Below are 21,646 nucleotides of genomic sequence, written 5' to 3'. Positions count from 1 at the left end.
CCTCCACTGACATAACAAGTAAGCGTTTTATCATGCAGTATGAGCCGGCCAGCAGCGGCCTTCACCGTGAGCAGTGCGTTCGTACGTTGTGGGGCCTGTGGTGATGCCGTTGCGGCCAACTCCCGCCGTATGCTCTCCGTCAACTAGAGCGTGTTAATGACTTAGGAGGTTGATGTGATTTGCTTTGACGAGCATTAGGCAGGCAAACACAAGGTAGTGAATGCCTTCCAGGGTCGTGGTGAGGCGCTCCTAGTCTCTGGCCAATCGTCGGAACCGGGCGGCCCAGGCAAAGGAGCGTTCCACGACCCAGCGCTTGGGCAGCAGCACAAAGCCTCTTTTGGCTTGGGGCAATTTGACCACGTGCAATTCGATGCCCTGCTCGGCGGCGGCCTGCGCCGGTTCCTGTCCCGTGTAGCCCTGGTCGACGTATGCCAGGGTGAGCGATTGCCCCGTAATAGCCTGTACTTCTTCGGCCAGCGCCGCTACCTGGGCTCGGTCCTGCTCGTTGGCCGGCGTGACCAGCGCGGCCAGCAAGTGCCCGAGCGTATCCACGGTCACGTGCACCTTGCTGCCTTTGCGCCGCTTGGCCCCGTCGTAGCCGGCCCGGGGCCCGCTTTCGGGTGTGCTTTGCAGTGTGCGGCTGTCGAGCAGGACGGCCGAGGGCTCGGCCGGGCGGCCCTAGGCGGTGCGTAGCAACTGGCGCAAATCATCGGCCATCGTTTCGAAACACCGGGCATCGAGCCAACGGCGCAACTGCTGATACACGGCCGGCCAAGCGGGAAAGTTGCCCGGCAGGTAGCGCCAGGGCACCCCCGTGCGGGCCAGGTAGCGCACGGCATCGGATAAGCGCCGCAGGGGATATTCGCGCTGCGGGGCCGCTTCGTTCATCAACCTCAGATAAGGTGCAGCAAAGGCCCATTCTTCGTCGCTGACATCGCTCGGATAACCGGGGTGGGGCTTTTTCATCCCCCAATTTCCTCAATTAGTCATTAACACGCTCTAGGAAATGAGTGTAGCGATAAAATCTGGCAGCAGGGTGAGGGTAACTTACATGAGGAACTGGTTATTTATCCCCTTTACGCCAAAATTTCCCCCGCCCGTACCGACTCATTACAGAGTAATAGAGAACCAACTCCTTCCAGCACTTCCGAAAACAAGGGTTAATGGCGTACTATAGCCCTCTCCTTCTTCAATCTAGGAAGTGTTAACAGTGATTACTACTTTGGGGCATGGAAACAATGCTTACCGACGCGCAATGGGCGCGGTTAGCGCCGCTGTTGCCGGGCCGGGAAGGCACGAGCGGCGGCCGCGGCAACCGCCAGTTTGTAGAAGCCGTGCTCTGGCTGGCCCGCAACGGGGCCCGGTGGCGGGCCCTGCCACCGGAACGCGGCAATTGGCACACCACGTACACCCGCTTCCAGCGCTAGGCCGCCTCGAGCGTGTGGCAACGCGTGTTCGAAGCCGTGCAGCAGGACGAGGCCCTGCACACGCTTTTGGTCGACTCCACCGCCGTGCGGGCGCACCAGCACGCTTCCGGGGCGCGCAAAAAAATCGGCCCCCAAGCCCTTGGGCGCAGCCGCGGCAGGCTGACGTGTAAGCTGCACATGGCCGCCGATGCCCGCGGCCGGCCGGTACGCTGCCGCCTGACAGCGGGCCACCGCCACCACGCCCCGCAGGCCTTGCCGTTGCTTAAGGGCCTGGCCCCGGCTTATCTGGTGGCCGACCGGGGCTACGATTCCGACCCGTTGGTGGCCGCGCTCGCCGCCCGCGGCACCTGCGCCGTGATTTCGCCCCGGCGCAAGCGCCGCCACCCGCGGGCTTACGACCAGGCCCGCTACGCCCAGTGCCACCCCATCGAACGGCTGTTCAGCCGCCTCAAGCAGTTTCGCCGCGTGGCCACGCGTTACGACAAATTGGACAGGCATTTTCTGGCTTTTATTCACTTGGCAGTAACCGTGCTCTGGTTGCGCGATTGTTAAAACCTACTAAAGTCTGTGGACAGCAAGGGAAATAGTTTTGCTGAATGCGTCGTCATGAATTAAGCGAACCAGAATGGCAACTGGTGGAGCCGCACGCGCGCGGCCGGCTGGGGGGCGGTCGCGACAACCGGCAGTTTATCAACGCGGTACTCTACCGGGTACGCACCGGCTGCGCGTGGCGCGACCTGCCTGAACGATTGGGGCTATGGAATACCGTGGCGCGGCGCTTCCGCCGCTGGGCACTGGCGGGTGTGTGGGAGGCCCTGTTTGAGGCAGTACAGGAACCGGACTACGCCTGGGTGCTCGTTGACTCGACCGCCGTCAAAGCACACAAAGCCGCCGCTGGGCAAAAAAAAGCACTGCCCCCGCCGAAGCCATCGGCCGCTCACGCGGCGTCTTGACAACCAAGGTGCACGCCATCGTCGATGCGTTGGGCAACGGTCTGCGCTTGGCACTCACGCCCGGACAACATGCGGACAGCCCGCAATTGCCGGGCTTATTAGCCGCCTTGCCCACCGCGCCGGGCGCGGTCGTGGCTGACAGAGCCTACGACACCAACGCGGTGCTGGCGGCCGTAGCCCTGGCCGATGCCGAGCCGGTGATTCCACCCAAAACTTCGCGCAAGCAGCAACGTGCCTACGACATAAATCTCTACGCTGACCGCAACAAAGTGGAACGCTTCTTCGGCCGATTGAAAGAAGCGCGGGCCTTCGCTACCCGTTACGAAAAGACTGCTGCCTCTTTTTTAGCCGTGGCTCACCTACTCGCTGCACTCGATTGGATACGCTAGATGTCCACACACTTTAGTACTATACTCGGTGCTAAAAAGCAAAAAACCGCCTCTACGTTGAATAGAAGCGGTTTTTCGTGGGCCCACTTGGAATCGAACCAAGGACCTACTGATTATGAGTCAGTTGCTCTAACCGATTGAGCTATAGGCCCGGTGCCGGAGGCAGTCATCTTTCACCTCAACCCGTGCCGTTGCCGGCCCTCCAACGCTGCAAAAGTACGACCTTCGCGGACGGAAAACCAAGCGGCCTTCATGTTACCTCATCTGCTCTTCGATTTTGGCGGTGTTATTATCGACATCGACTACGACGCCACCCCCGCCGCCATGCGCCGCCTGAGCCGGGCCGGCAGCACCATTGCCTTCTCGCAGGCCCAGCAGGCCGAGCTCTTCGATAAGTTCGAAACCGGCCACCTCTCCCCTGCCGAATTCCGGGCCGGCCTGCGCGCCGCCTACGACCTCGACGCCACCGATGCAGAGTTGGATGCCGCCTGGCACGCCATGCTGCTCGACGTGCCCGCCGAGCGCCTGGCCCTCATTGGCGAGCTGCGGGCGCAGGGCCACCAAACGGCCCTGCTCTCGAACACCAACGCGCTGCACATTGCCGAAATCAACCAGCGGCTGGCCACCAAGTATGGTTTCAAAAACGGCATTGCCGACGTGCTCGACCGCGTGTTTTACTCGCAGGAAGTGGGCCTGCGCAAGCCCGGCGAGGAAATATTCGGGCACGCGCTGCAGGAAATGAACTGGCGCCCCGAAGACGTGTTGTTCATTGAGGACAGCCCGCAGCACGTGGCCACGGCCCGGCGGCTGGGGCTCCAGGTGCTGCACTTGGCCCCGCCCCTCACCCTTACGTCCGCCCTGCCCGAAGCCCTCCGTGCCTTTCCCCGAGAATACGCCCCCAACCCACGCTGAACCCGACCCGACTGGCTGGCCCGCCGACGCAAGTTCCTCTTTCAATACCCTTGATGCCCCCGAGCCTCAGGCCCGGCTGCGGGCAGCGCGCCGTCTGTTTCGGCGGTTTGAGCGGCGGGCGCCCTCACCGTGGCGCACGGTGGCGCTGCACCTGGGGCTGTTTGTAATCACCCTGCTCACCACCACGCTGGCGGGGGTGGTGCTCACGCGAGGCACCATTGGCCTGCTGCCTTTGGGCTTCTGGGAGTTTCCGCCGGTGCCGCAGCCGGGCGAGTGGGCGCGCGGCCTGGCGTTTGCGCTGCCGTTTTTGGGAGTGCTCACGGTGCACGAGTTCGGGCATTACTTCACGGCGCGCTACAACCGGGTGCGGGCTTCGCTGCCCTATTATGTGCCGTTTCCGATGGGGCTGGGCACGTTCGGGGCCGTCATTCGCATCAAGGAGCGCATCTTTTCACGCCGCGAGTTTTTTGATATTGGGCTGGCGGGGCCGCTGGCGGGGTTTTTGGCGGCGGTGCCGCTGCTCATCTATGGGTTCACGCACCTGCCGCCGCTCGATTATCTGTACAGCATTCACCCCGAGTACGCGCGATTTGGCGCCGACTATGCCCAGCACGTGTACCCGGCCGGCACGCAGGCCTTCACCCTGGCCAAGCCGCTGCTCTACCAGTGGCTGGAAACGGCCTTTGCCGACCCCGCCCGCCTGCCCCACCCCAACGAGCTGCTGCATTACCCGGTGCTGCTGGCGGGGGCGCTGAGCTTGTTTTTCACGGCGCTCAACCTGCTGCCTATGGGCCAGCTCGACGGCGGCCACATCCTGTATGGGCTGCTGGGCCGCCGCATTTTCAACCGGCTGGCGCCGGTGCTGTTCATCGGCTTCATCTTCTACGCCGGGCTGGGCCTTTTTTCGCTGCGCGATGACTGGCAAACTTGGCTTTATGGCGGGCCGGTGTATGCGGGCTACCTGGCGCTTATTTTCTGGCGGGTGCTGCCCCGGCCCGGGCTGGGGTTGCTGCTGGCGGCCGGCATCTGGGGGGCGCAGGTGGCGCTCGCCACGGCGGTGCCAAGCGCAGTGGGCAACCCCGGCTGGCTGGTGTTCGGGCTGCTGCTGGGGCGCTTCACGGGGGTGGGCCATCCGCCCGCGCCCGACGAGCGGCCCCTGAGCGCCGGCCGGCAGGTGCTGGGCTGGGCGATGGTGGCTATTTTTGTGCTGTGCTTCACGCCCAGCCCGTTCAGGTAGCGCGGCGGGTTCAGCCACGAGGCCGTCGAACCATCCCACAACTCTTTAAAACGGGTATTTTTTGATTGATTTTTGGCCGGTACTCGCTGGCTTTTTCGCATGATTTTTAACCAAAAGCAACTGTTCCAAGGCTCTACGCGCATTGTGCTGCGCGCCGAAAGCCTGTACGTATGCAAGCGCAACCCGCAAGGCGTTGCGACCCTCGAAACCGAGGTTCCCTACGAAGAAATCCTGCCGGTGAAGGCCGTGGAGCACCGGCACATTCCCGTCAATCAATTGCTGCTGACGGGCTTGCTACTGGCGTTTCTGGGCTACCAGCCCTGGCGCCAATGGCTGGCCACAGGCCAGGCCAGCCTGTCGCTCTACCTGTGGTGGGGCATACTAGGTTTAAACGCCCTGGCCAGTTGGGTGCGCTTCGAGCAGCAATGGTGCACCTTCCGGCTGCAAACGGCCCACTTGGTGGTGACGCTGGCGGGCCGGCCCTGGCAGCGCAAGCAGTTTCGCCAGCTGGTGGCCGAACTGGAGCGCCGCACCAAAACCTACCTGCGTAGCGAATACGGCCAGGTGAATCCCCTTGGCTTCATCGAGCCGCAGCTGCGCCGCGTGGCCTGGCTGCACGAGCTCAACGTGCTCAGCGCCCGGGAAGCCCAGGCGCTGAGCACCCGCCTCACCGGCCGCCGCAGCACCGCCCCGCTCAAAAGCATGGGCCAGGAGCTGGAGGCGCCTTATTTAAACTAGACAGGGCTGGGTGGAGTCGGATTTGACCACGAAAACGTCTGTCATCCTGAGCGCAGCGAAGGACCTTCTCAAGTCAGAGCAGCCTTTAAACCATATTATCCCAGCAAAAAGCCCCGGCACCATTGCGGTACCGGGGCTTTCTGGTAAAAGAGCACGTCTGGTCTTGACAGGACGGATTGATTCGCTTACGCTCGCAATGACAGGCGCTTATTCCCGCGTCACGCGCAGGGTCTGGATTTCGCCATCGAGCACCACGCGCACCACGTACACGCCGGCGGCCAGGCGGCCGGCCTCGGGTAGGGCCACGGCGCTGAGGCCGGAAGCCACCGCCAGCGGGCGCTGCACCAGCAGGCGACCGGTGAGGTCGTATAGGGCCACCGAGGCCACCCGCGGTGCTTTCGTCACTTGCAGCGCCAGCGAGAAGCCGTCGGCGCCGAAGGGCACCGGCAGGGCCTGCACGCCGAAATTGGTAGCCACGGCGCTGCGGGTAGGCAGCATAGCGGCGGGCGTGCTCAGCGTCCAGGTTGCCTGTACTGGTCCACCAAAATCGACATAATTCAGGGCGCTGCTTTGACCAGTGCGCGCGTAAGGCGTCCAGCCGGAAGTGGGCGCCTGGATGGGAGCAGAAGTAATTGCGGCAGCAGCGAAAGGCTGCAAATCGGCCTCGTTCAAGCCATTTAGCTCGGCGTCGCGGTAGCTCAGGCGCATGGTGGCGCTGGCCAGCGTGGTTTGCGGGTACGACAGCGAGTAGTAGCGCCGAATGCTGGTGCGGGCCGGGGCGCGGCCAATGGCGCGGTCGGTAACGCGCAACACGTTTACCGTGCCAGGAGTCACAGCTCCCGCAACCGTTGCCGTTATTCCTATTCCGCCAAAATTCTGGCTGGAATTTGGCTGCAGCTGTCTGGCGGTGGCGACGTAGCCGGACACGTAGGAATCGGCCGTTTCCGTGATTCCGGTCCCAGTCCCAGACAAGCTAAGCAGGGCGAGTTGGGTGGTTTTCAGGATGCCTCGCTGCATCACAGCCGCTGCGTTCACCGTCAGAAACTGCGCCAATCGCGCGGTATCGGTAGCGGCAGGCAGGTTCACCAGTAGGTTCGGCACGTTGAGGGAAGAGGCATTAGGCGCGCTGATGGTCACGGCGGCGCCGCGCAGGCTGAGCGTGCCGTCGATGCCGCCGATGGTGGCACCGGCTTCCAGGGTCAGGGTGCCGTACACTTCCAGCGTGCCGCCGTTCAGGGCCAGGGCCGTGCCGGCACGTAGCGTGAGGTTGCGCACCTGCACCATGCCCGTGGTGAGCACGGGCTGGGCGCCGGTGGCGCCGCGCACTTCGGCGTCGGTGGTGGGCGTGGGCAGGCAGGTCCAGTTGGCGGCCAGGGCCAGGTCGGTGCTCTGGCGGCGCTGCCATTGCGGGCCGGGGGCCACGCGCACGCTCACGGTGTCGCGGAAGGTGCAGCCGCCGGCCGTGGTGATGCCGATGTAGCGGTAGCGGCCGGGCGTGGCGGGCACAGCGGCCCGCACGTCGGAGCCAACGGCGGTGATGCCGTTGGGGCCGGTCCAGGTCACGTTGTTGTCGCGCGTGACAAGGCTCCAGGCCGTCACCGGGCCCACGTCCGTCGGCCCGGCATCTACCACAAACAAATTCCAGGTGCCGGCCTGCGGCGCGTTGCGCAGCTTGGCGAAGCCCGTGGGCTCGTCTACCTGCCAGGTGCCGGTGAAGGGCGCAGCGCCGGCGCCCAGGCTGCGGGCCCCCACCGAGTCGATGAATAGCGTGTTCTGGTAGTTCTGGCCGGCGGCACCGCGCATGTTGCTCAGCAGCACGCGGGTGCCGTCGGGCGCCTCCACGTACAGGGTCAGGTCGCCGGTGTAGGTGTGGGTAATGCTCACGCGGATGCCGCGCAGGTCGAAAAAGCTTTCGGCCGAGCCGGCCACCACCAGCGGAATGCGCACCCCGGTGGGGTTGTTATCCGGAATCTGCACGCTTCCCGTGAACTGGTACGGGCCCGCCAGCTGGTTTTCAAACAAGCGGCTGCGCAGCCGGGCGGCGCCCCCCACGCAGGCCACCGAGTCGATGCCGGCGGGCGCAGCTGCCGTTTGGCGGCGGGCCACCACCGACACGGTTTGCTGGTTGGCGCAGTTCGTGCCGGGCGTGGCCGTGGTCACGGTGTAGCGCAGGCGACCGGCTGTAGCCGGCGTCGCGCTCACGCGCTTGCCCGCCGCGTTGTACCCTGCGGGGCCGGTCCAGGTGTAAAGCTGGTTGGCCACGCTGTCGTCGGCCGTCACGCGCAGGCCCACGGCGCCAAAGGCCTGGCCACGGTCGGCGCACACGTCGGCTTGGGTAGCGGCGGCCTGCAGCACGGGCTGGCTCACGGTCACGCTCACATCCTGCGCGCTGGTGCAGCCATAGTAGGGGTCGGAGGCCAGCACGGTGTAGCGGTAGGTGGCCGAGCCGCCCGTGGCCGGAACGGTCGGCAGCACGGTGGCCGTCAGGCCCGTTGCATCCAGGCCGGGACCGGTCCAGCGCACGGCGGGCACGTCGGTGCTCAGGCGGTTGAAGAGCAGCTCCACCAGCTCCACGGTGCCGGCGCTGCCCACCTGGTTGTCCATCACCTCCAGGTTGATGGTGGTGAGGGTGCCCGACGGGGCCAGGCTGGCAAACGAAGCGGCGGGCGTATACGTGCCCGTGAGCGTGGTGCCGCTCACCGTGACCGGCAGGGCCGCGGTGGCCGCATCCGAGAACGTCAGGTCGAGGGCCACGGGTGCCGAGCCGGCCGGTGCCGTGGGGAGGGCCGACGCCAGGTTCACGTAGGTGGTGGTGCCGGCGCTGGTGCGCACGGCCAGGCGCAGCGCTACCTGGCTGGGCTGGGCGTGGTTGAGGCGCACGCGCACCCCTTTCAGGTCGCTGTAGTTGCGGTAGATGTTTTCGAGGCCGTGCTGGTAGGTAGCGCCGCTGGTTATCACGGTGCTGTAGGCGATGATGGACGTGTAGGCCGTGCTGCCGTCAGGCACGGATACCACCGCCGGGTTGCGCATGCGGCGGGTGTTGGGATAGGTAGCGGTGGCCGTGAGGCGCACGGCGCTGCCGGCGCACACGCTGCTGGCCGAGGCGGTGGCCGTGAGCACGGCGGCGTCATCGGTGGGGCACTGGGCCTGTGCGCCGGCCGGGGCCGCGCTACTGTTGCCCAGGCCCACGGCAAACCAGGCGTCGGTCACGGCCTGTACTTCGGCCGAGCCGGCCCCGTACAAATCGGCCGCCGCCTGAATGGTGAACATGCGGGCCGAGCGGTAGTCGGAGTTCGGCGTGAGGTAGAGGCGCTCGGCGCGGTAGGCAATGCGGGCGGCCTTGAGGAAGCCGAGGCCCGTCACGTTATACGCCTGCTGCTGCTCGTTCACGCCGGTTTTGCCCACGGTCAGGATGTAGTACCAGTGGTTGAGCACGCCCGAGTTGGTGTGCACGCCGCCGTTGTCGGCCGTGCCGAAGCCCCAGCGCTGGCCCTTGTAGTTGGCCGGGCAGGGCGAGAGCACGGCGGTGCTCAGCGGGTTAATCATCGAGCGCAGGCCGGCGGCCGTACGGCAGATGTCCTCGCCCACAATCCAGGTTTGCTTGGTGGGGTCGACGTAGTTTTCAATGGTGGCGCCCCAGATGTCGGAGAAGCCTTCGTTCAAGGCGCCCGACTCGTTCATGTACACCAGGCCGGCCGTGGCCTGGCACACGCCGTGGCCGGTTTCGTGGGCGCACACGTCCAGGGCCGTCAGCGGGAAGAAGGTGGTGGCCCCGTCGCCGTAGCGCATGGCCGAACCGTTCCAGTTGGCGTTGTCGTAGTTGCTGGAAAAGTGCACGTAGTTGGTCAGCTTGCCACCGGCCCCGTCCCAGGAATTGCGGCCGTGCACGGTCATCCAGTAGTCGTACACCTGCGTCGAGCCAAAATGGGCATCAAGGGCCGCGTTGTCCTTGGCCGCGTTGTTGAATTCGGCCGCCGTCCAGTTGTTGTCGAGGTCGGTGAAATCGGTGCCGGCAGCCAGGTTGGTGCCATTGCGCAGGTTGAAGGTTTCGATGCCGGCGGCGCGGGTGTAGTCGCGCAGCCGGTAGCTGCCGTTAAACAAGTCGGTGGCCACCTGCCGCGAGCCAATGTAGCGCGTGGCAAACGTGCCCGTGGCCGTGCTCTTGGCGCCGCGCACCCCGGCGGGCCGGGCCGCCGGGGCAGCGTGGGCCACGGCCGTGCCGGCCGGCACCAAGCCCTTGGCATGCTTGATGATATCGTCCTTCAACACCACGTCGCCGGTGCGAGCATCCACGTACACCCAGGCGCGGCTTTCGGGCTGCTGGGCGTAGATGTTGAATTTCCAGGCCAGCACCAGCGGGCGCCGGGCGGCGTCGGCCACGCGGTAGTCTTCCACCAGCACCAGCTCGCCGGCGGGGCGGTAAGTGGCAGCGGAGTTGCCAGTTTCGCGCTTGATATTGGCCTCCTCGGCGGCATCGTCCCACATGTAGCGGCGGGCGCCCACGCTGGCCAGGCCGCGCTGCAGGGCGACGGCGGCACTCAGGACGGGCTTGGTGCTGAGGGCGGCGGGCACGGGCTTAAGCTCACCGCTGAGCACCCCGGCTTCACGGTGCACGGTGTACACGCCGTGCTCCACCTTCACCCCGTTGAAGTATTGCTGAAACCGCTCGTGGCGCTGGCCCAGCTCGTCGGTTTCCACGCGCAGGGCGCGTACGTCATCGGCGGGGCGCAGGCCCAGCTCTTGGCGCAGCAGCTGGCGGCTGTCGGTGGGCAGCTGGCGCAGGGCCGCGGCCGATTTATCCGACAAAACCCGCAGCTGCGGGGTGCCGTCGGTGGACAGGGTTTGGGCCGACACCGCCGCGGCAGCCAGCAGCGGCAGCGCGCCCAGGAGCCCGGCGCGTAGAGGTTGTATCATGCGAAAGATGAACTGGTGTTAAGGGATTGCTAAAGATACACCGCTTTCCAGCGTTAATTTTTGATTTGTGTATTCTATATCCAAATGACATTCAAGACAAATCACCGGGCAAGCTTTCGTTTATGACGCCTGCTTATTGGCGTATCGCGGCACTGTTTTTGCGCGCTATCTTCTACTTGTTCCTGCTGAAGGCAACCGTTTTTTCGTTGCTGCCGAGTACAGCCAAAGCCGAACTTTAACGCGCCCGCCTACCTTTGCCCTACTAACTCCTTTCCCGCCGTGACGCGCTTTCTGGCTTTTTTCCTCACCGCCCTCATGCTGCTCCAGACCCTGGGGCAAGAGGTGCTGGTGCTGGATTACCAGTTAAACAAAGCAAAAATCACCGCCCAGTTCTGCGTCAACAAAGCCCGGCCGCAGCTGCACTGCAACGGTAAATGCCACCTGGCCAAGCAGCTGTGCAAGACCGAGGGCAGCGACAAGAAGGCCCCTACTGAGGCGCAGGCCAAGGTGAAATACGAGGTATTGCCGATGGCAGGCTTCGAGCTGGCCGCGCCCCAGCGCTGGCCACTGCCTGCCCGGCGCTTTGCGTCGTTGCCGGTGGCTCATTGCGCCTCAGGCACGGCTTTGGGCGTGTTTCATCCCCCCCTCCTACTGGTCTGATTTTGGGCCCGCTGCTTTCGGCTAGGTCGAAAGCGTGGTTCATCCTTCGCCCGAAGGTTTCTGCCTCGGGCAGGTGCGTGCGCGTTGTCGCCGCACCCCGCAATCAGTACCCCCTTATTTCTCCTTGAATTTTCCGATGAAACGTTTTTTCATTTCTGCTTTTGCCTGCCCGCTCGTTTTCGCCGCCCTTGCCCTGACAGGCTGCAAAAAAGACGAGCCCGCCCCCAGCCAAACCGGCACGGTAGCCCTCGCTTTTGAGCAAACCGTGGGCACGGCGCCGCTCACCCTGAGCACGCAGACTTATACTACGCCGTCTGGCGACCAGTTCAGGGTCAGCATGTTCCGGCAGTACATCTCCAACGTGAAGTTCAACAAGGCCGACGGCACCACCTATGCCGTGCCAGAGAGCTATTACCTGGTGGATGCGGCCGTGAGCAGCTCGCAGGAGGTGACCATCAAAGACGTGCCCGTGGGCGACTACACCGGGGTAACATTCACCATTGGCGTGGACAGCGCCCGCAACGTGTCGGGGGTCCAGAAAGGCGCGCTCGACCCTAATAACAACATGTTCTGGGACTGGAACTCGGGTTACGTCTTCACCAAGCTGGAGGGGTACTCGCCGCAGTCGTCCACCGGCGGGCTGGTGTTTCACATCGGGGGCTTCAAGTCGCCCAACAACACGATTCGCACGGTATCGCCGGCCTTCCCTTCGGGCACCAAGCTGCTGGTGCGCAACGACCACAATCCCGAAATCCACTACAACGTGGACGTGATGAAGATGTTCACGGGCCCCAACATCGTGCGTTTTGCCACGCTCTCGAACACTATGGGCGGTCCTAACGCGGTGCGGGTAGCCAACAACTACACGGCCGGCATGTTCTCGGTAGAGCACATCCACGCCAATTAAATCCGCTGTGCGCATGGCTCGCTTTTTCAGCGCCTCGCTGGCCCTGGGGCTGGCGGGGCTGCTGGCCGGGTGCCAACTGCCCGATGTGGCGGCGGCGCCGGATGCCACGGTGCCGGGCACCGAGGTGCCCGCCAACTTCCCTGTCCCGCGGTATGCCGCCGCCGACAACCCGCCCGACGCGGCCACGTTTGCCCTGGGCCGTTCCCTGTTCTACGACCCGCTGCTCTCGCGCGACGGCACCATTTCGTGCGGCAGCTGCCACCAGCAGTTCGTGGCCTTTGCCCACGCGGGCCACCGCCTGAGCCACGGCGTCGACAGCCGCCTGGGCACCCGCAACGCGCCGGCCCTGCAAAACCTGCGCTGGAAGCCCAACCTGCTCTGGGACGGCGGCGCCAGCCACCTCGAAACCATGCCCTTGGCCCCCATCACCAACCCGGTGGAAATGGACGAGACGCTGGCCAACGTGCTGCGCAAGCTGAACGCCAATGCCGGCTACACCCGGCGCTTTGCGCAGGTGTACGGCCCCGGACCCATCGACTCGTACCAGTTTCTGCGGGCGCTGGCGCAGTTCACGGCGGCGCTCACGTCGGCCAATTCGCGCTACGACCACTACGTGCGCGGCGAAGGCACGGCCACGCTCAGCCCGGCCGAACTGCAGGGGCGGCAGCTGGTGGTGCAGAAGTGCGCCAGCTGCCACGCCACGGATTTGTTTACCGACGAGTCGTTTCGCAACAACGGGCTGAATGCCACGTTCGGAGCCGACTCGGGCCGGGCGCACATCACCGGGCGTACTTCCGACGTAGGCCGCTTCAAGGTGCCCAGCCTGCGCAACGTGGCCCTCACGCCGCCCTACATGCATGACGGCCGCTTCAACACCCTCGAAGAAGTGCTGGCGCACTACGACCACGGCGTCATTGCCTCGCCCACGCTCGATGCTGCGCTGCGGCCGGCGGGCGGCCCGGTGGGCATTCCGCTCACGGCCGTCGAGCAGGCCAGCATCATTGCCTTTCTGAAGACGCTCACCGACGAGGAGTTCCTCCACGACTCCCGGCTGGCCGAGCAGCCCTGAGCCTGGTTTGGGCTTGGGCCATCACTCCTCTTGCTTGCTGCTATGAACTTGAAAAATATACTGTTGCTCGGCTTGCTGCTGAGTGGCCTGGCCTTGCCCGGCCGGGCCTGCGACATCTGCGGCTGCTTCATGGGCATCACGCCTTACGACAATCAAAGCAGCTTCAGCCTGATGCACCGCTACCGCGTGTTCAACGGCTACCGCGCCTACGGGCAGTCGCCGCAGTTTTTTCCGACTGGGGCGCGCCCGTTTTTCCCGTCGCCCCTGAATGGCGACAACGGCTACGCCCATAGCCACAACGGCAACCCCGACGACTTCGAGGCCTTCCGCGTCATCGAGTTGCGCGGCAAGTACTTTCTCTCGCAACGCGTCGAGTTGAATGCTTTTGTGCCTTACGTGATGAACACCTCGCAGATAAACGGCCGGCAGCTCAACTCCTCAGGCCTGGGCGACGTGACGCTGTTTGCCGGCTACCACCTCATTCGGGCCATCGAAACGGCCGGGGTGCAGAGCCGCCTCATCGTGGGCGGCGGCCTGAAGCTGCCCACCGGTGAATACACCCGCCAGAACGCGCAGGGACGGCGCTACCCCCTGCTCAACCAGTTGGGCACGGGCACCACTGATGGGTTTATCTACGCCAACTACATCGGCAGCTACCACAGCTTCGGGCTGAGCGTGAACAGCAGCTACCGGCGCTCGACGGAAAACCGGTTTCAGAACAGCCTGGCCCCGAGCACGGCCACGTTTGCCAGCCTGTTCTACCGGCTGCCGCTGGGCGAAAACTGGCAGGTGTACCCCTCGGCTGAGTTTTTTTATGAGAAGACAGCGGGCGAAATGCTCGACGGCAACCTCACCGGCGAGCACGCCATGAACAACGCCCTGCTGGGCCCGGGCCTGGGCGTGTACTACAAAAATCTGTCGTTGAACACCAGCTTCCAGCTGCCCGTGTACAATGCCGACACCGACCACCCCGTGAGCGCCGGCCGTCTGGTGCTGGCCGTGGGCTATAGCTTCAACCAAACCAAGTACCTGCTCCACCGCAAAAGCTGAACGCTGGGAACCCGTGCTGTTGGGGCGCGTAGGAAGTTATTCAACCTTTCCTTTTTTCAGCTATGAGCATCACCCTCAATCCCCAGGCCGTGGCCTACGCCCGCCGCCTCATTCAGGACGGCAAACTCAAGAACGACCAGGGCCACTGGGGCCAGCACAACCCCGACTCGGCCAAAGAAAATGCCTTCCTCGAAAAGCACGAGATGGAAGAATACGCCAACTGGCACCTCGGCCTCGACATGAGCAAGGGTGCCGACACCAAAGGCCGCTACCACTTCCCCTACGGCGACTTCAAAACTGTGCACCGCGACGGCCTGATTGCCGCCAAGGAACGCGCCGCCCAGCAGGGCTACTCCGACGTTGAAAACGCGGCCGCCGAGCTGCTGGAACTGCTGGAGAAGGAGGCAAAATAATGTTTCGCTCGCAAGCAAAAAGCCCCGACTGCACACGCAGCCGGGGCTTTTTGCATTTGCCAAAAGGCGTAAACCAACTGGCACTCCACAGTACTATCTCACCCCGCAGACAAATGGGCCCGATGCTGCGCTCCGTTCGTACACGCTGTTGATTGCACAGCCGCCGCCGGTGCTCAGTTCCAGTTTGTTCTCCGTGAGCGAAAGGATGATTTCCTGCCTTTCATAGGGCTGCCCGTCCGGCGAGTTGGTCGATTTCAGGAACAGCACCTTGTCTTCGGCGCTGTCGTAGCTGTGCTTCACGGTGCGCACCTCGTAGGTGTTGCTTTCCTGCAGCTGGCCATTGTAGTACTGGGCATAGTGGTGGTCGGCCCCAAGCACCAACCGGTGGTCCTGGGTGGGCGGCAGCGCATCCATTTTGCCCGTGATGCCGCCGCCTGCCACGGTGAGGCGCCATTCGCCCTCCACCGTAATGGGGGCCACGTCGGTGGTACGCTGGCAGGCGCTGAGGCTGCTCAGGGCCACGGCAAGCAGCGTGGCGGAACGTAGTACTGAATACATAATCGGGAGCTTTTGAGGATGGATATGCGCTTGACCGGCCCCTTCCCTTGCCGGTTGCATGGTGTATAAAAAAAGCCCCGGCTGCAGACAGCCGGGGCTTTTTCCAAAAGGCAATTTTCGGCGGCTTATTCCACCACCAGCTTTTTCACCACTACGCCAGCTTCGGTTTGCAGGCGTAGCGAGTACACGCCCGTGGCCAGGCCGGTAAGCGGCAAAGTGTGGGTGGCCAAGCCAGCCGGCAACACGCGCTGCACCACCGTGCGGCCCACGGCGTCGAGCAGCGCGGCCGTCACGGCCTTGCGGCCTAGCGCTGTGGGCAGCTCCACAAACACGGCCTTGCTGGCCGGGTTGGGGTAAACCACTACTTGGGCAGTGAGGGCAGCCGAAGCCGTAGCCAGCGGGGCCTGCGGCGAGAATACCAGCTCGAAGCGGCCCGTGATGAGCGCCGCGGCGTTGCTCACCGTGAACTGGTAACGGGGTTGGGCGCGCAGGTCTACCACGGCGCCGGTCTGCAGGTCGCGCAGGTACACGGGCGTGGTGCCCAGGTTCAGCAGTTGCGTGGCGCTGAAGCTGAACGAGCCCACTGCGGGCACGCCCACCGTCAGCGGCACTACCACCGTGGCTGTGCCCAACGCAGGCAGGGCATCGATGGCCAGGCGCTGGGCGCCGGTTTCGGCCGACACGTTCAGGCCCGTGCTGTTGGGCAGCTTCACGGCGTCCAGTTCGCGGTCGACGCCCGGGGTGGCGCCGTTCTCAAAGTACACATACACCGGGTCGGAGCCCGTAGTAGACACGAGGTCGAGCTGCACCAGCGGGCGGGTTTCGGTGGTGCGGTGGTACACGGGGCTGGCGTAGGTGTTCAGGCGTTGGCTGTTGCGGAAGGTGAGCGAGCCACTGGTCTGGCCGTTGCTCACCCGCACGAAGAAGCCTTGGCCCTGGGCCAGCAGCGAGTTCGGGCTGTTGGCGTTGCCGCCCACGCCGTTCACACTGGCCCGGTAGGTGCCGCCGTACTGGCTGGTGCTCTCGAACACGTAGATAGCCGCGTCGAGGCCCACCCGGTCGGCCGGAGCTACCTGGGTGTAGTCCAGCGGCGCCGGGTAGGGGTTGCCCACCAGGGCCCAGCCTGCATCGGCCGCCGTGGCGCCGCTGTTGCGGGCCAGGTTTACCGTCAGGTCGCCGTTGTTGAGCGGGCCGTTCACACTCAGCGTCTGGTTGGCGGCCAGGTTCACGGTGTAGCCCTGGCCCACGTTCAGCGGGTCGCTCAGCGAATTGGGCGAGTACCAGCCTTTGTCGAAGGCATTCAGGTTGTTGTTGGTCGAAGCCAGGCGGCTTTGGTCGTAGCCGTACACCGTGGGGAAGGCCGTGGTCAGCAGCGTCGGCGTAGCCGAGGTGTTGTACGCCGGATTCACTACCGGCGTGAAGCTGGCCGTGGCCAAGCTGGCCACCGTGGCCAGGCCCACCGGGGCCGAGTAGTGGCGGTAGCCCAGGCCCGGGTTCAGGTCGGGCGCGATGTAGCGCTGCACCGTGGCCGTGCCGAAGACGAAGCCGGCGCTGCCGTTGTTCACCACCAAGGCCGTGCCCGCTGCATTGGATTCGAGCACGAAGTCGTTGCCCTGAGTTACGAAGGCACCGTTGAGGGTGAGCAGGCGTTGCACCGCCGCGCCCACTGAGGTGCTCAGCAGCACCCCGTTGCTGTTCACGGTCAGGTTCCAGAACCGCACGCGGCTGCTGCCGAGCAGGTTCGGACCATTGGTTTGGGCCGTAGTGCCCAACACCACCGTGCCCCCCGTCGCGTTGAAGCTGCCGTTGTTGGTCAGGTTGGCGCGCAGGTCGAGCGTGCCGCCGGTTTGCGTGAGCGTGGCCCCGGAGTTGAGGGTCAGGTTGCGGGCAAAGGCCGTGCTGGCGCCAATGGCGGGCTGGTTCGGGGCGTTGTTGGGCACGGTGGCGTCGAGGCTAATGGTGGGCACTACGTTGGGCGTCCAGTTGCCGGCCGTGTACCAGTCGGTGCTGAGGCTGCCGTTCCAAATCACGGCCGTCACCGGGGCGATGTACGTGAGCGAGTAAGGCGCCGGGGCGGCGGTGTTGCCGTTGCCGGCCGCGTCCTGGGCCACGTTGGCGGGCACGCTCACCGTGGTGGCGGTGCCGGCCGTGGTGGGTGTCACGGTGAAGGTATAGACCGTGCCGGGGCTGGTGCCGGTCACGACGCCGCCCGTGATGGTGCCGTTGGTCACGGTCACGTCGCCGGCCACGAAGCCCGACACGTTCTCGGAGAAGGTCACCGTGAAGGGAATCGGCGTGATGGTCGTATTGCCCCCCGCCGCGCCGGCCGTCGAACTGATGGCCACCGTGGGCCGCACCGAGTCGACGGTGAAGCTATTCGTATTCGAGTTGGCACTCATCACCGAGCCGGGGCTTTGAGCCGTGGCGAAGACCGTGTGCGCGCCCTGAGCCAGGGCCGTGGGCTGGGTGAAGGTCCAGTTGCCCGCAGCGTCGGCCGTGGTCGTGCCGACGGGCGCGACGTTGCCGTCCACGTACACCCGCACCGTGCTGTTGGCCGGGGCCGTGCCGCTGTAGGTCGGCGTGCTCGTGTTCAGCAAGGCGCCGTTGGCGGGCACCAACACCACCGGGGCCGCCGTCACGGGCTGGTTGTACTGCACGCTCACCGTGTTGCTGCCCGAGTTGGTGGTGTTGTTGGCGTCCTGAGCCACGCCCGCGGCCACGCTCACCGCCACAGTGCCCGTCCCGGCGGGCGTCACCGTGAAGGTGTAGGGCCCGCTGCCGCTGCCGGAGAAGCTGCCGCTGGTCAGCGTGCCGCCCGTCACCGTCACGTCCGAAGCATCAAAGGTGGTGCCCACGTTCTGCGAGAAGCTCACCGCGAAGGGAATGGGCGCGGTGCTGGTGGGGCTGGCCGAGGTGGTGCTCACCGTGGCCGTCAGGTCCGGGGCCGTCACGCTGAAGGTAGCCGAGGTGAAGGTCTCGTACGTCGGGGTCTGATTGGGCTGGATGCTGCCCACGAACACGTCGTTGACGAACACGTTCAGCCGCTGGTCGACCGCGGTGTAGTAGCGCTGGGCCGTCCGGAAGTTCACCTGGTAGCTGCCCGTGGGCACGGCCAGGTTTTGCGCGAGGCTGGCGTTGTTGTTGCCGGCGCTCTGCACCAGGGCCACCGCGTCGCCGTTGGGCGGCAGGGGCTGGGGCCGGCCCGCGACTTGGGAGTCGAAGGCGCTGCCGTAGCGCGCCACGCCGGCCGTGCCGGTGAAGCTCCAGGGCGCGGCTACTACGGGCACCGCGTCGGACGCCTTCCTGAAGCCGTTGGCCGGCACGTTGTTGGTTTCAAAGCTGCTGTTTTGCAAGCCGTTGGCCACCACGTTGCTGGTGCCGCTTTGCAGCACCTGCACCACGTCCACGAAGGCCGTCACGTCGCCGTTGCCCGAGGCGCTGCCCGCCGCCTGAATGCGCAGCGTGGGCGCGGCCGGGAAGCTCTTGGTGATGGTGTAAGTGGTGCCATTGGTGTAAGGCACGTTGATGAGGGCAGGCGTCACGCCCGCACCGTTGTTCACGTTTAGGCGCAGCGTGCCGTCGCCGGTGCCGGTATTCACCACCACCGTGTAGGTCGTGCCCGAGCCGCTCACGCTGGCCACCGCGGCCCCGTTAATGCCCGCTGTAGTCGTCACGTTGAAGTTGCCAGTGGTCAAGCCCGAAACTGAGCTTGAGAACACCACTTGGTAGCTTACCTGAGCCGTGGCCGCGGGCGTGGGCGTCAGACCCGTCACCGAAACCACCGCCGCGGTGGGTGCCGTGTACGTAATGCTGAACTGGGTGGCGGCGGTATTGCCGTTGAGGGCTGCATCTTGGGCCACGTTGGCCGGTACGTCCACCGTCACCGCGCCACCGGCGGACGGCGTCACGTTGAAGGTGTAGGTCGTGCCCGACACGGGGGTGAAGCCCGTAAGCGTGCCATTACCCACGTTCACGTCGCCCTGCACGAAGCCCGTTACGCTTTCCGAGAAGGTTACCGTGAAGGGAATAGGCGAAGTCGAGGTCGGATTGCTGGCCGTTGAGCTGATGGTTACTGCGGGCGGCACCGAATCGATGACGAAGTTGTTGGTGTTCGAGTTGGCGCTTACGGACTGGCCGCTGAGCTGGGCCGTGGCGTACACTGTATGGCCGCCCTGGGTAAGAGGCGTGGGCTGGGTCAGGCTCCAGGTGCCGGCACCGGTGGCGGTGGTCGTGCCACGGGCCGTCACGTCCGCGTACACCGTCACCGTGCTACCGGCCGGGGCCGTGCCCGAGTAAGTCGGGGTCGTCGTGTTCAACAGGTCGTTGTTGGCCGGTACCGTCACTACCGGGGCACTCGTCCGCACCGTGAAGGCGCGGGTCAGGGTCTGGCTGCAGGGCAGACTCACCACTAGGTTGCCCGAAGTGGCGGTGGCCGATACCGTAAACTGGAAGCCGGTAGCGGTGATATTACTCAGCGTGAGGGCAGCGCCGTTCAGCGTTGCGCCGCTCACCCCGCTCAGGTTGGTGCCGCTCACCGTCACGGTGGTGCCGGGCGTGGCCGGGTTGGGGGCCGCGTTGGTGAGGGTGGCCGTGGGGGGCGGGTTCACCGTCACCTGGGCTACCGACGTGCTGGTGCTGCCGTTGGCGTCGGTCACGGTCAGCAGCACGTACTGGGTTTGGTTGGCTTCGGCGCAAGTGTAGGCCAAGCTGGCGGCATCGGCCGAGTAGGCGGCCTGCACGGCCAAGAACTTGGGCGTACCGCCGCAGGGGTCGCCCAGGATGGGGTTGTTGCGGCTGTCGGTGTTGCTGGCGTACATCGTGCCGGTGCTGCGGCCCACGTACGCGGCGTTGGCCGCGGCCACGCTGTTGGCTGCGTTGCAGCTGCCAAGGCTGTAGTTGCCATTGCCGTTGTCGACGGGCGTGCCGTAGCTGGCGAAGCGGATGGCCGTGAAGTTGGCGCCGCTGGGCGTGGTCAGCGGCAGGGCTTGGTTCTCACTCACCCTGCCAAACACGATTTTCTGAATGGTGTAGGTAAGCGTGCCCGAGCCTGTGCTGCCGTTGTTGACGCTACTGGCGTTGAGCGTGGCCGTGCCGTTGGCCGCCAGTTGCACCGTCACGTTCTGCGCCGTGGCCACGGCAATTGGCTGTGTTGTGAAGGTTTGCATGCTGCCGTAGCTGGTGCCCGCCGCGTTGGTAGCGTAGGCACGCACCGAGTAGCTAGTGCCCGGCGTCAGGCCCGAGATAGTAGCTGAAAATGGACCTGTGCCCGTGCCATTAGCAACCTGCGTCACTCCCGTCCCGCCGACGGCAGGGGTGCCGTTGGTGCCGGTGACGCTGTAAACCACTCCGCGCTCGGTTACGGTTGCACCGCCATCGGCCGTTACGTTACCGCCCAATACAGCGCTGTTTGTCGTAATGGTGGTGGGTGTGGCCGTGGTCACCGTGGGGGGCGCCCCGGCCAAAGCCAGGCCATTATAGGTGGCGTTGGCGGTGGGGGCCACAATTTGCGTGCGGCTGCCGCCAGCCGTGGTAAAGCGCAGGATGCCGCCCGTGCCCGTATACTGGTCGGCCACGTACACGAAGCCCCCGGCCGCGTCCACGGCCAAGTCGGTGGGTTGGGTGAAATTAGTCGCGCCCGAAGCCAGGACGCTCACGGCGTTCGTGGTCAAGTTCACCACCTTCAACGCGTCCAGCGTGGGGTCGGCGCTACCCTGGGCGAAGTAGAGGCGGTTGCCCGCCGCATCCAGCGCCAGCCCCGTATAATCGGCCCCGGCGGTGGGCGCCACGATGCTGGTGCGGTTGGCGCCAGCCGTGGTGAAGCGGAGAATGCGCCCGGTGCTGATGTACTGGTCGGCCACGTACAGAAAGCCTCCGGCCGCATCCAGCGCCAGGTCGGCGGGCTGCGCGAAGTTGGCGGCGCCCGAGGCCAGCGTGGTCACGGCCCGCGTCGTCAGGTTCACCACTTTGAGGGCGTCCAGCGTGGGGTCGGTGGCGCTGCCCTGGGTGAAATACAAGAGGTTGCCGGCCACGTCCAGGGCCAAGCCGTTGTAGGTAGCGCCGGGGATAGGGGCCACTATCTGGGTGCGGCTGCCCCCAGCCGTGGTAAAACGCAGGATGCCGCCCGTGCCCACGTACTGGTCGGCCACGTACAGAAAGCCCCCCACCGGGTCCACGGCCACATCAGTGGGCTGCGCAAAGCTGGTGGCATTGGAGGCCAGCGTGGCCCCGGCCGTGCCGTCGGGGTTCACGGCCTTGGCCGCGTCCAGGGTGGCGGTGCCGCTGCCCTGGGTGTAATAGAGCCGGCTCTGGGCCCAGGCGCCGGGCGCGGCCAGCAGCAGCAACAGTAAAAGAAGCCCGGCTGCCATCCGACCGCGTTGGGCAAAAGTGTAGCGTTGTTTCATGGCAACAAGCATAGAAAA

13 protein-coding genes, 1 tRNA gene and 2 pseudogenes are annotated in these 21,646 nt (G+C 65.1%); 11 read left to right on the top strand and 5 right to left on the bottom strand.

Going from position 1 to position 21,646, the window contains the following annotated elements; translation table 11 throughout:
• Nucleotides 1-153: 153 nt before the first annotated feature.
• A pseudogene (locus tag MTP16_RS14530) lies at nucleotides 154-966 on the bottom strand (IS5 family transposase).
• Nucleotides 967-1,229: 263 nt separating this feature from the next.
• On the opposite strand from MTP16_RS14530, the pseudogene MTP16_RS14525 reads away from it, so the two are divergent.
• The 3 genes and pseudogenes from MTP16_RS14525 to MTP16_RS14515 all read left to right on the top strand — a co-directional run bounded on the left by MTP16_RS14525 (nucleotide 1,230) and on the right by MTP16_RS14515 (nucleotide 2,769).
• A pseudogene (locus tag MTP16_RS14525) lies at nucleotides 1,230-1,979 on the top strand (IS5 family transposase).
• 44 nt (nucleotides 1,980-2,023) lie between these two features.
• Nucleotides 2,024-2,380, top strand: a complete 357-nt coding sequence (locus MTP16_RS14520) for an IS5 family transposase (protein ID WP_243510707.1) — start codon at nucleotides 2,024-2,026, stop codon at nucleotides 2,378-2,380.
• Nucleotides 2,377-2,769: an IS5 family transposase gene (locus MTP16_RS14515; RefSeq protein ID WP_243510702.1), complete on the top strand. Its 393-nt coding sequence runs from the start codon at nucleotides 2,377-2,379 to the stop codon at nucleotides 2,767-2,769. The genes MTP16_RS14520 and MTP16_RS14515 overlap by 4 nt, the downstream gene beginning before the upstream one ends.
• 78 nt (nucleotides 2,770-2,847) lie before the next feature.
• On the opposite strand, the gene MTP16_RS14510 is transcribed toward MTP16_RS14515, so the two are convergent.
• Nucleotides 2,848-2,921: transfer RNA gene (locus MTP16_RS14510), tRNA-Ile, on the bottom strand.
• Between the two features lie 100 nt (nucleotides 2,922-3,021).
• On the opposite strand from MTP16_RS14510, the gene MTP16_RS14505 reads away from it, so the two are divergent.
• The 3 genes from MTP16_RS14505 (at nucleotide 3,022) to MTP16_RS14495 (ending at nucleotide 5,656) form a co-directional block, all read left to right on the top strand.
• Nucleotides 3,022-3,681 (top strand): HAD family hydrolase, encoded by a 660-nt coding sequence (locus MTP16_RS14505; RefSeq protein WP_243510700.1) that lies wholly within the window; start codon nucleotides 3,022-3,024, stop codon nucleotides 3,679-3,681.
• Nucleotides 3,644-4,918, top strand: a complete 1,275-nt coding sequence (locus tag MTP16_RS14500) for a site-2 protease family protein (protein ID WP_243510698.1) — start codon at nucleotides 3,644-3,646, stop codon at nucleotides 4,916-4,918. Before MTP16_RS14505 ends, MTP16_RS14500 begins: the two co-directional genes overlap by 38 nt.
• 99 nt (nucleotides 4,919-5,017) lie before the next feature.
• The gene (locus MTP16_RS14495; RefSeq protein WP_243510686.1) at nucleotides 5,018-5,656 is read left to right on the top strand and encodes a hypothetical protein; all 639 of its coding nucleotides are present in this window, start codon (nucleotides 5,018-5,020) and stop codon (nucleotides 5,654-5,656) included.
• Nucleotides 5,657-5,863: 207 nt separating this feature from the next.
• Here the strand turns inward: MTP16_RS14495 and MTP16_RS14490 are convergent, their stop codons facing one another.
• Complete coding sequence (locus MTP16_RS14490) at nucleotides 5,864-10,570, bottom strand: M4 family metallopeptidase (RefSeq protein WP_243510676.1); 4,707 nt, start codon at nucleotides 10,568-10,570, stop codon at nucleotides 5,864-5,866.
• Between the two features lie 279 nt (nucleotides 10,571-10,849).
• Between MTP16_RS14490 and MTP16_RS14485 the strand changes: the two genes are divergently transcribed.
• From MTP16_RS14485 to MTP16_RS14465, 5 genes are all read left to right on the top strand, one after another.
• The gene (locus tag MTP16_RS14485) at nucleotides 10,850-11,230 is read left to right on the top strand and encodes a hypothetical protein (protein ID WP_243510673.1); all 381 of its coding nucleotides are present in this window, start codon (nucleotides 10,850-10,852) and stop codon (nucleotides 11,228-11,230) included.
• Nucleotides 11,231-11,366: 136 nt separating this feature from the next.
• Nucleotides 11,367-12,137 carry an MbnP family protein gene (locus MTP16_RS14480; RefSeq protein ID WP_243510665.1) on the top strand — a complete coding sequence of 257 codons (771 nt, stop codon included), beginning with the start codon at nucleotides 11,367-11,369 and terminating at the stop codon, nucleotides 12,135-12,137.
• Between the two features lie 13 nt (nucleotides 12,138-12,150).
• Complete coding sequence (locus MTP16_RS14475) at nucleotides 12,151-13,206, top strand: cytochrome-c peroxidase (protein ID WP_243510658.1); 1,056 nt, start codon at nucleotides 12,151-12,153, stop codon at nucleotides 13,204-13,206.
• Between the two features lie 42 nt (nucleotides 13,207-13,248).
• Nucleotides 13,249-14,256, top strand: coding sequence for a hypothetical protein (locus tag MTP16_RS14470; protein ID WP_243510657.1), 1,008 nt, complete (start codon nucleotides 13,249-13,251; stop codon nucleotides 14,254-14,256).
• 62 nt (nucleotides 14,257-14,318) lie between these two features.
• The gene (locus MTP16_RS14465; protein WP_243510655.1) at nucleotides 14,319-14,669 is read left to right on the top strand and encodes a hypothetical protein; all 351 of its coding nucleotides are present in this window, start codon (nucleotides 14,319-14,321) and stop codon (nucleotides 14,667-14,669) included.
• A 93-nt stretch (nucleotides 14,670-14,762) separates the two neighbouring features.
• On the opposite strand, the gene MTP16_RS14460 is transcribed toward MTP16_RS14465, so the two are convergent.
• Together MTP16_RS14460 and MTP16_RS14455 are read right to left on the bottom strand one after the other, a co-directional pair.
• Nucleotides 14,763-15,227 carry a hypothetical protein gene (locus tag MTP16_RS14460; protein ID WP_243510653.1) on the bottom strand — a complete coding sequence of 155 codons (465 nt, stop codon included), beginning with the start codon at nucleotides 15,225-15,227 and terminating at the stop codon, nucleotides 14,763-14,765.
• A 125-nt stretch (nucleotides 15,228-15,352) separates the two neighbouring features.
• Nucleotides 15,353-21,628, bottom strand: coding sequence for an Ig-like domain-containing protein (locus MTP16_RS14455; RefSeq protein WP_243510650.1), 6,276 nt, complete (start codon nucleotides 21,626-21,628; stop codon nucleotides 15,353-15,355).
• Nucleotides 21,629-21,646 lie beyond the last annotated feature (18 nt).

It is taken from the genome of Hymenobacter monticola, from assembly GCF_022811645.1.
Lineage (GTDB): Bacteria > Bacteroidota > Bacteroidia > Cytophagales > Hymenobacteraceae > Hymenobacter > Hymenobacter monticola.
This window is presented reverse-complemented; position numbering and strand designations above follow the sequence as displayed.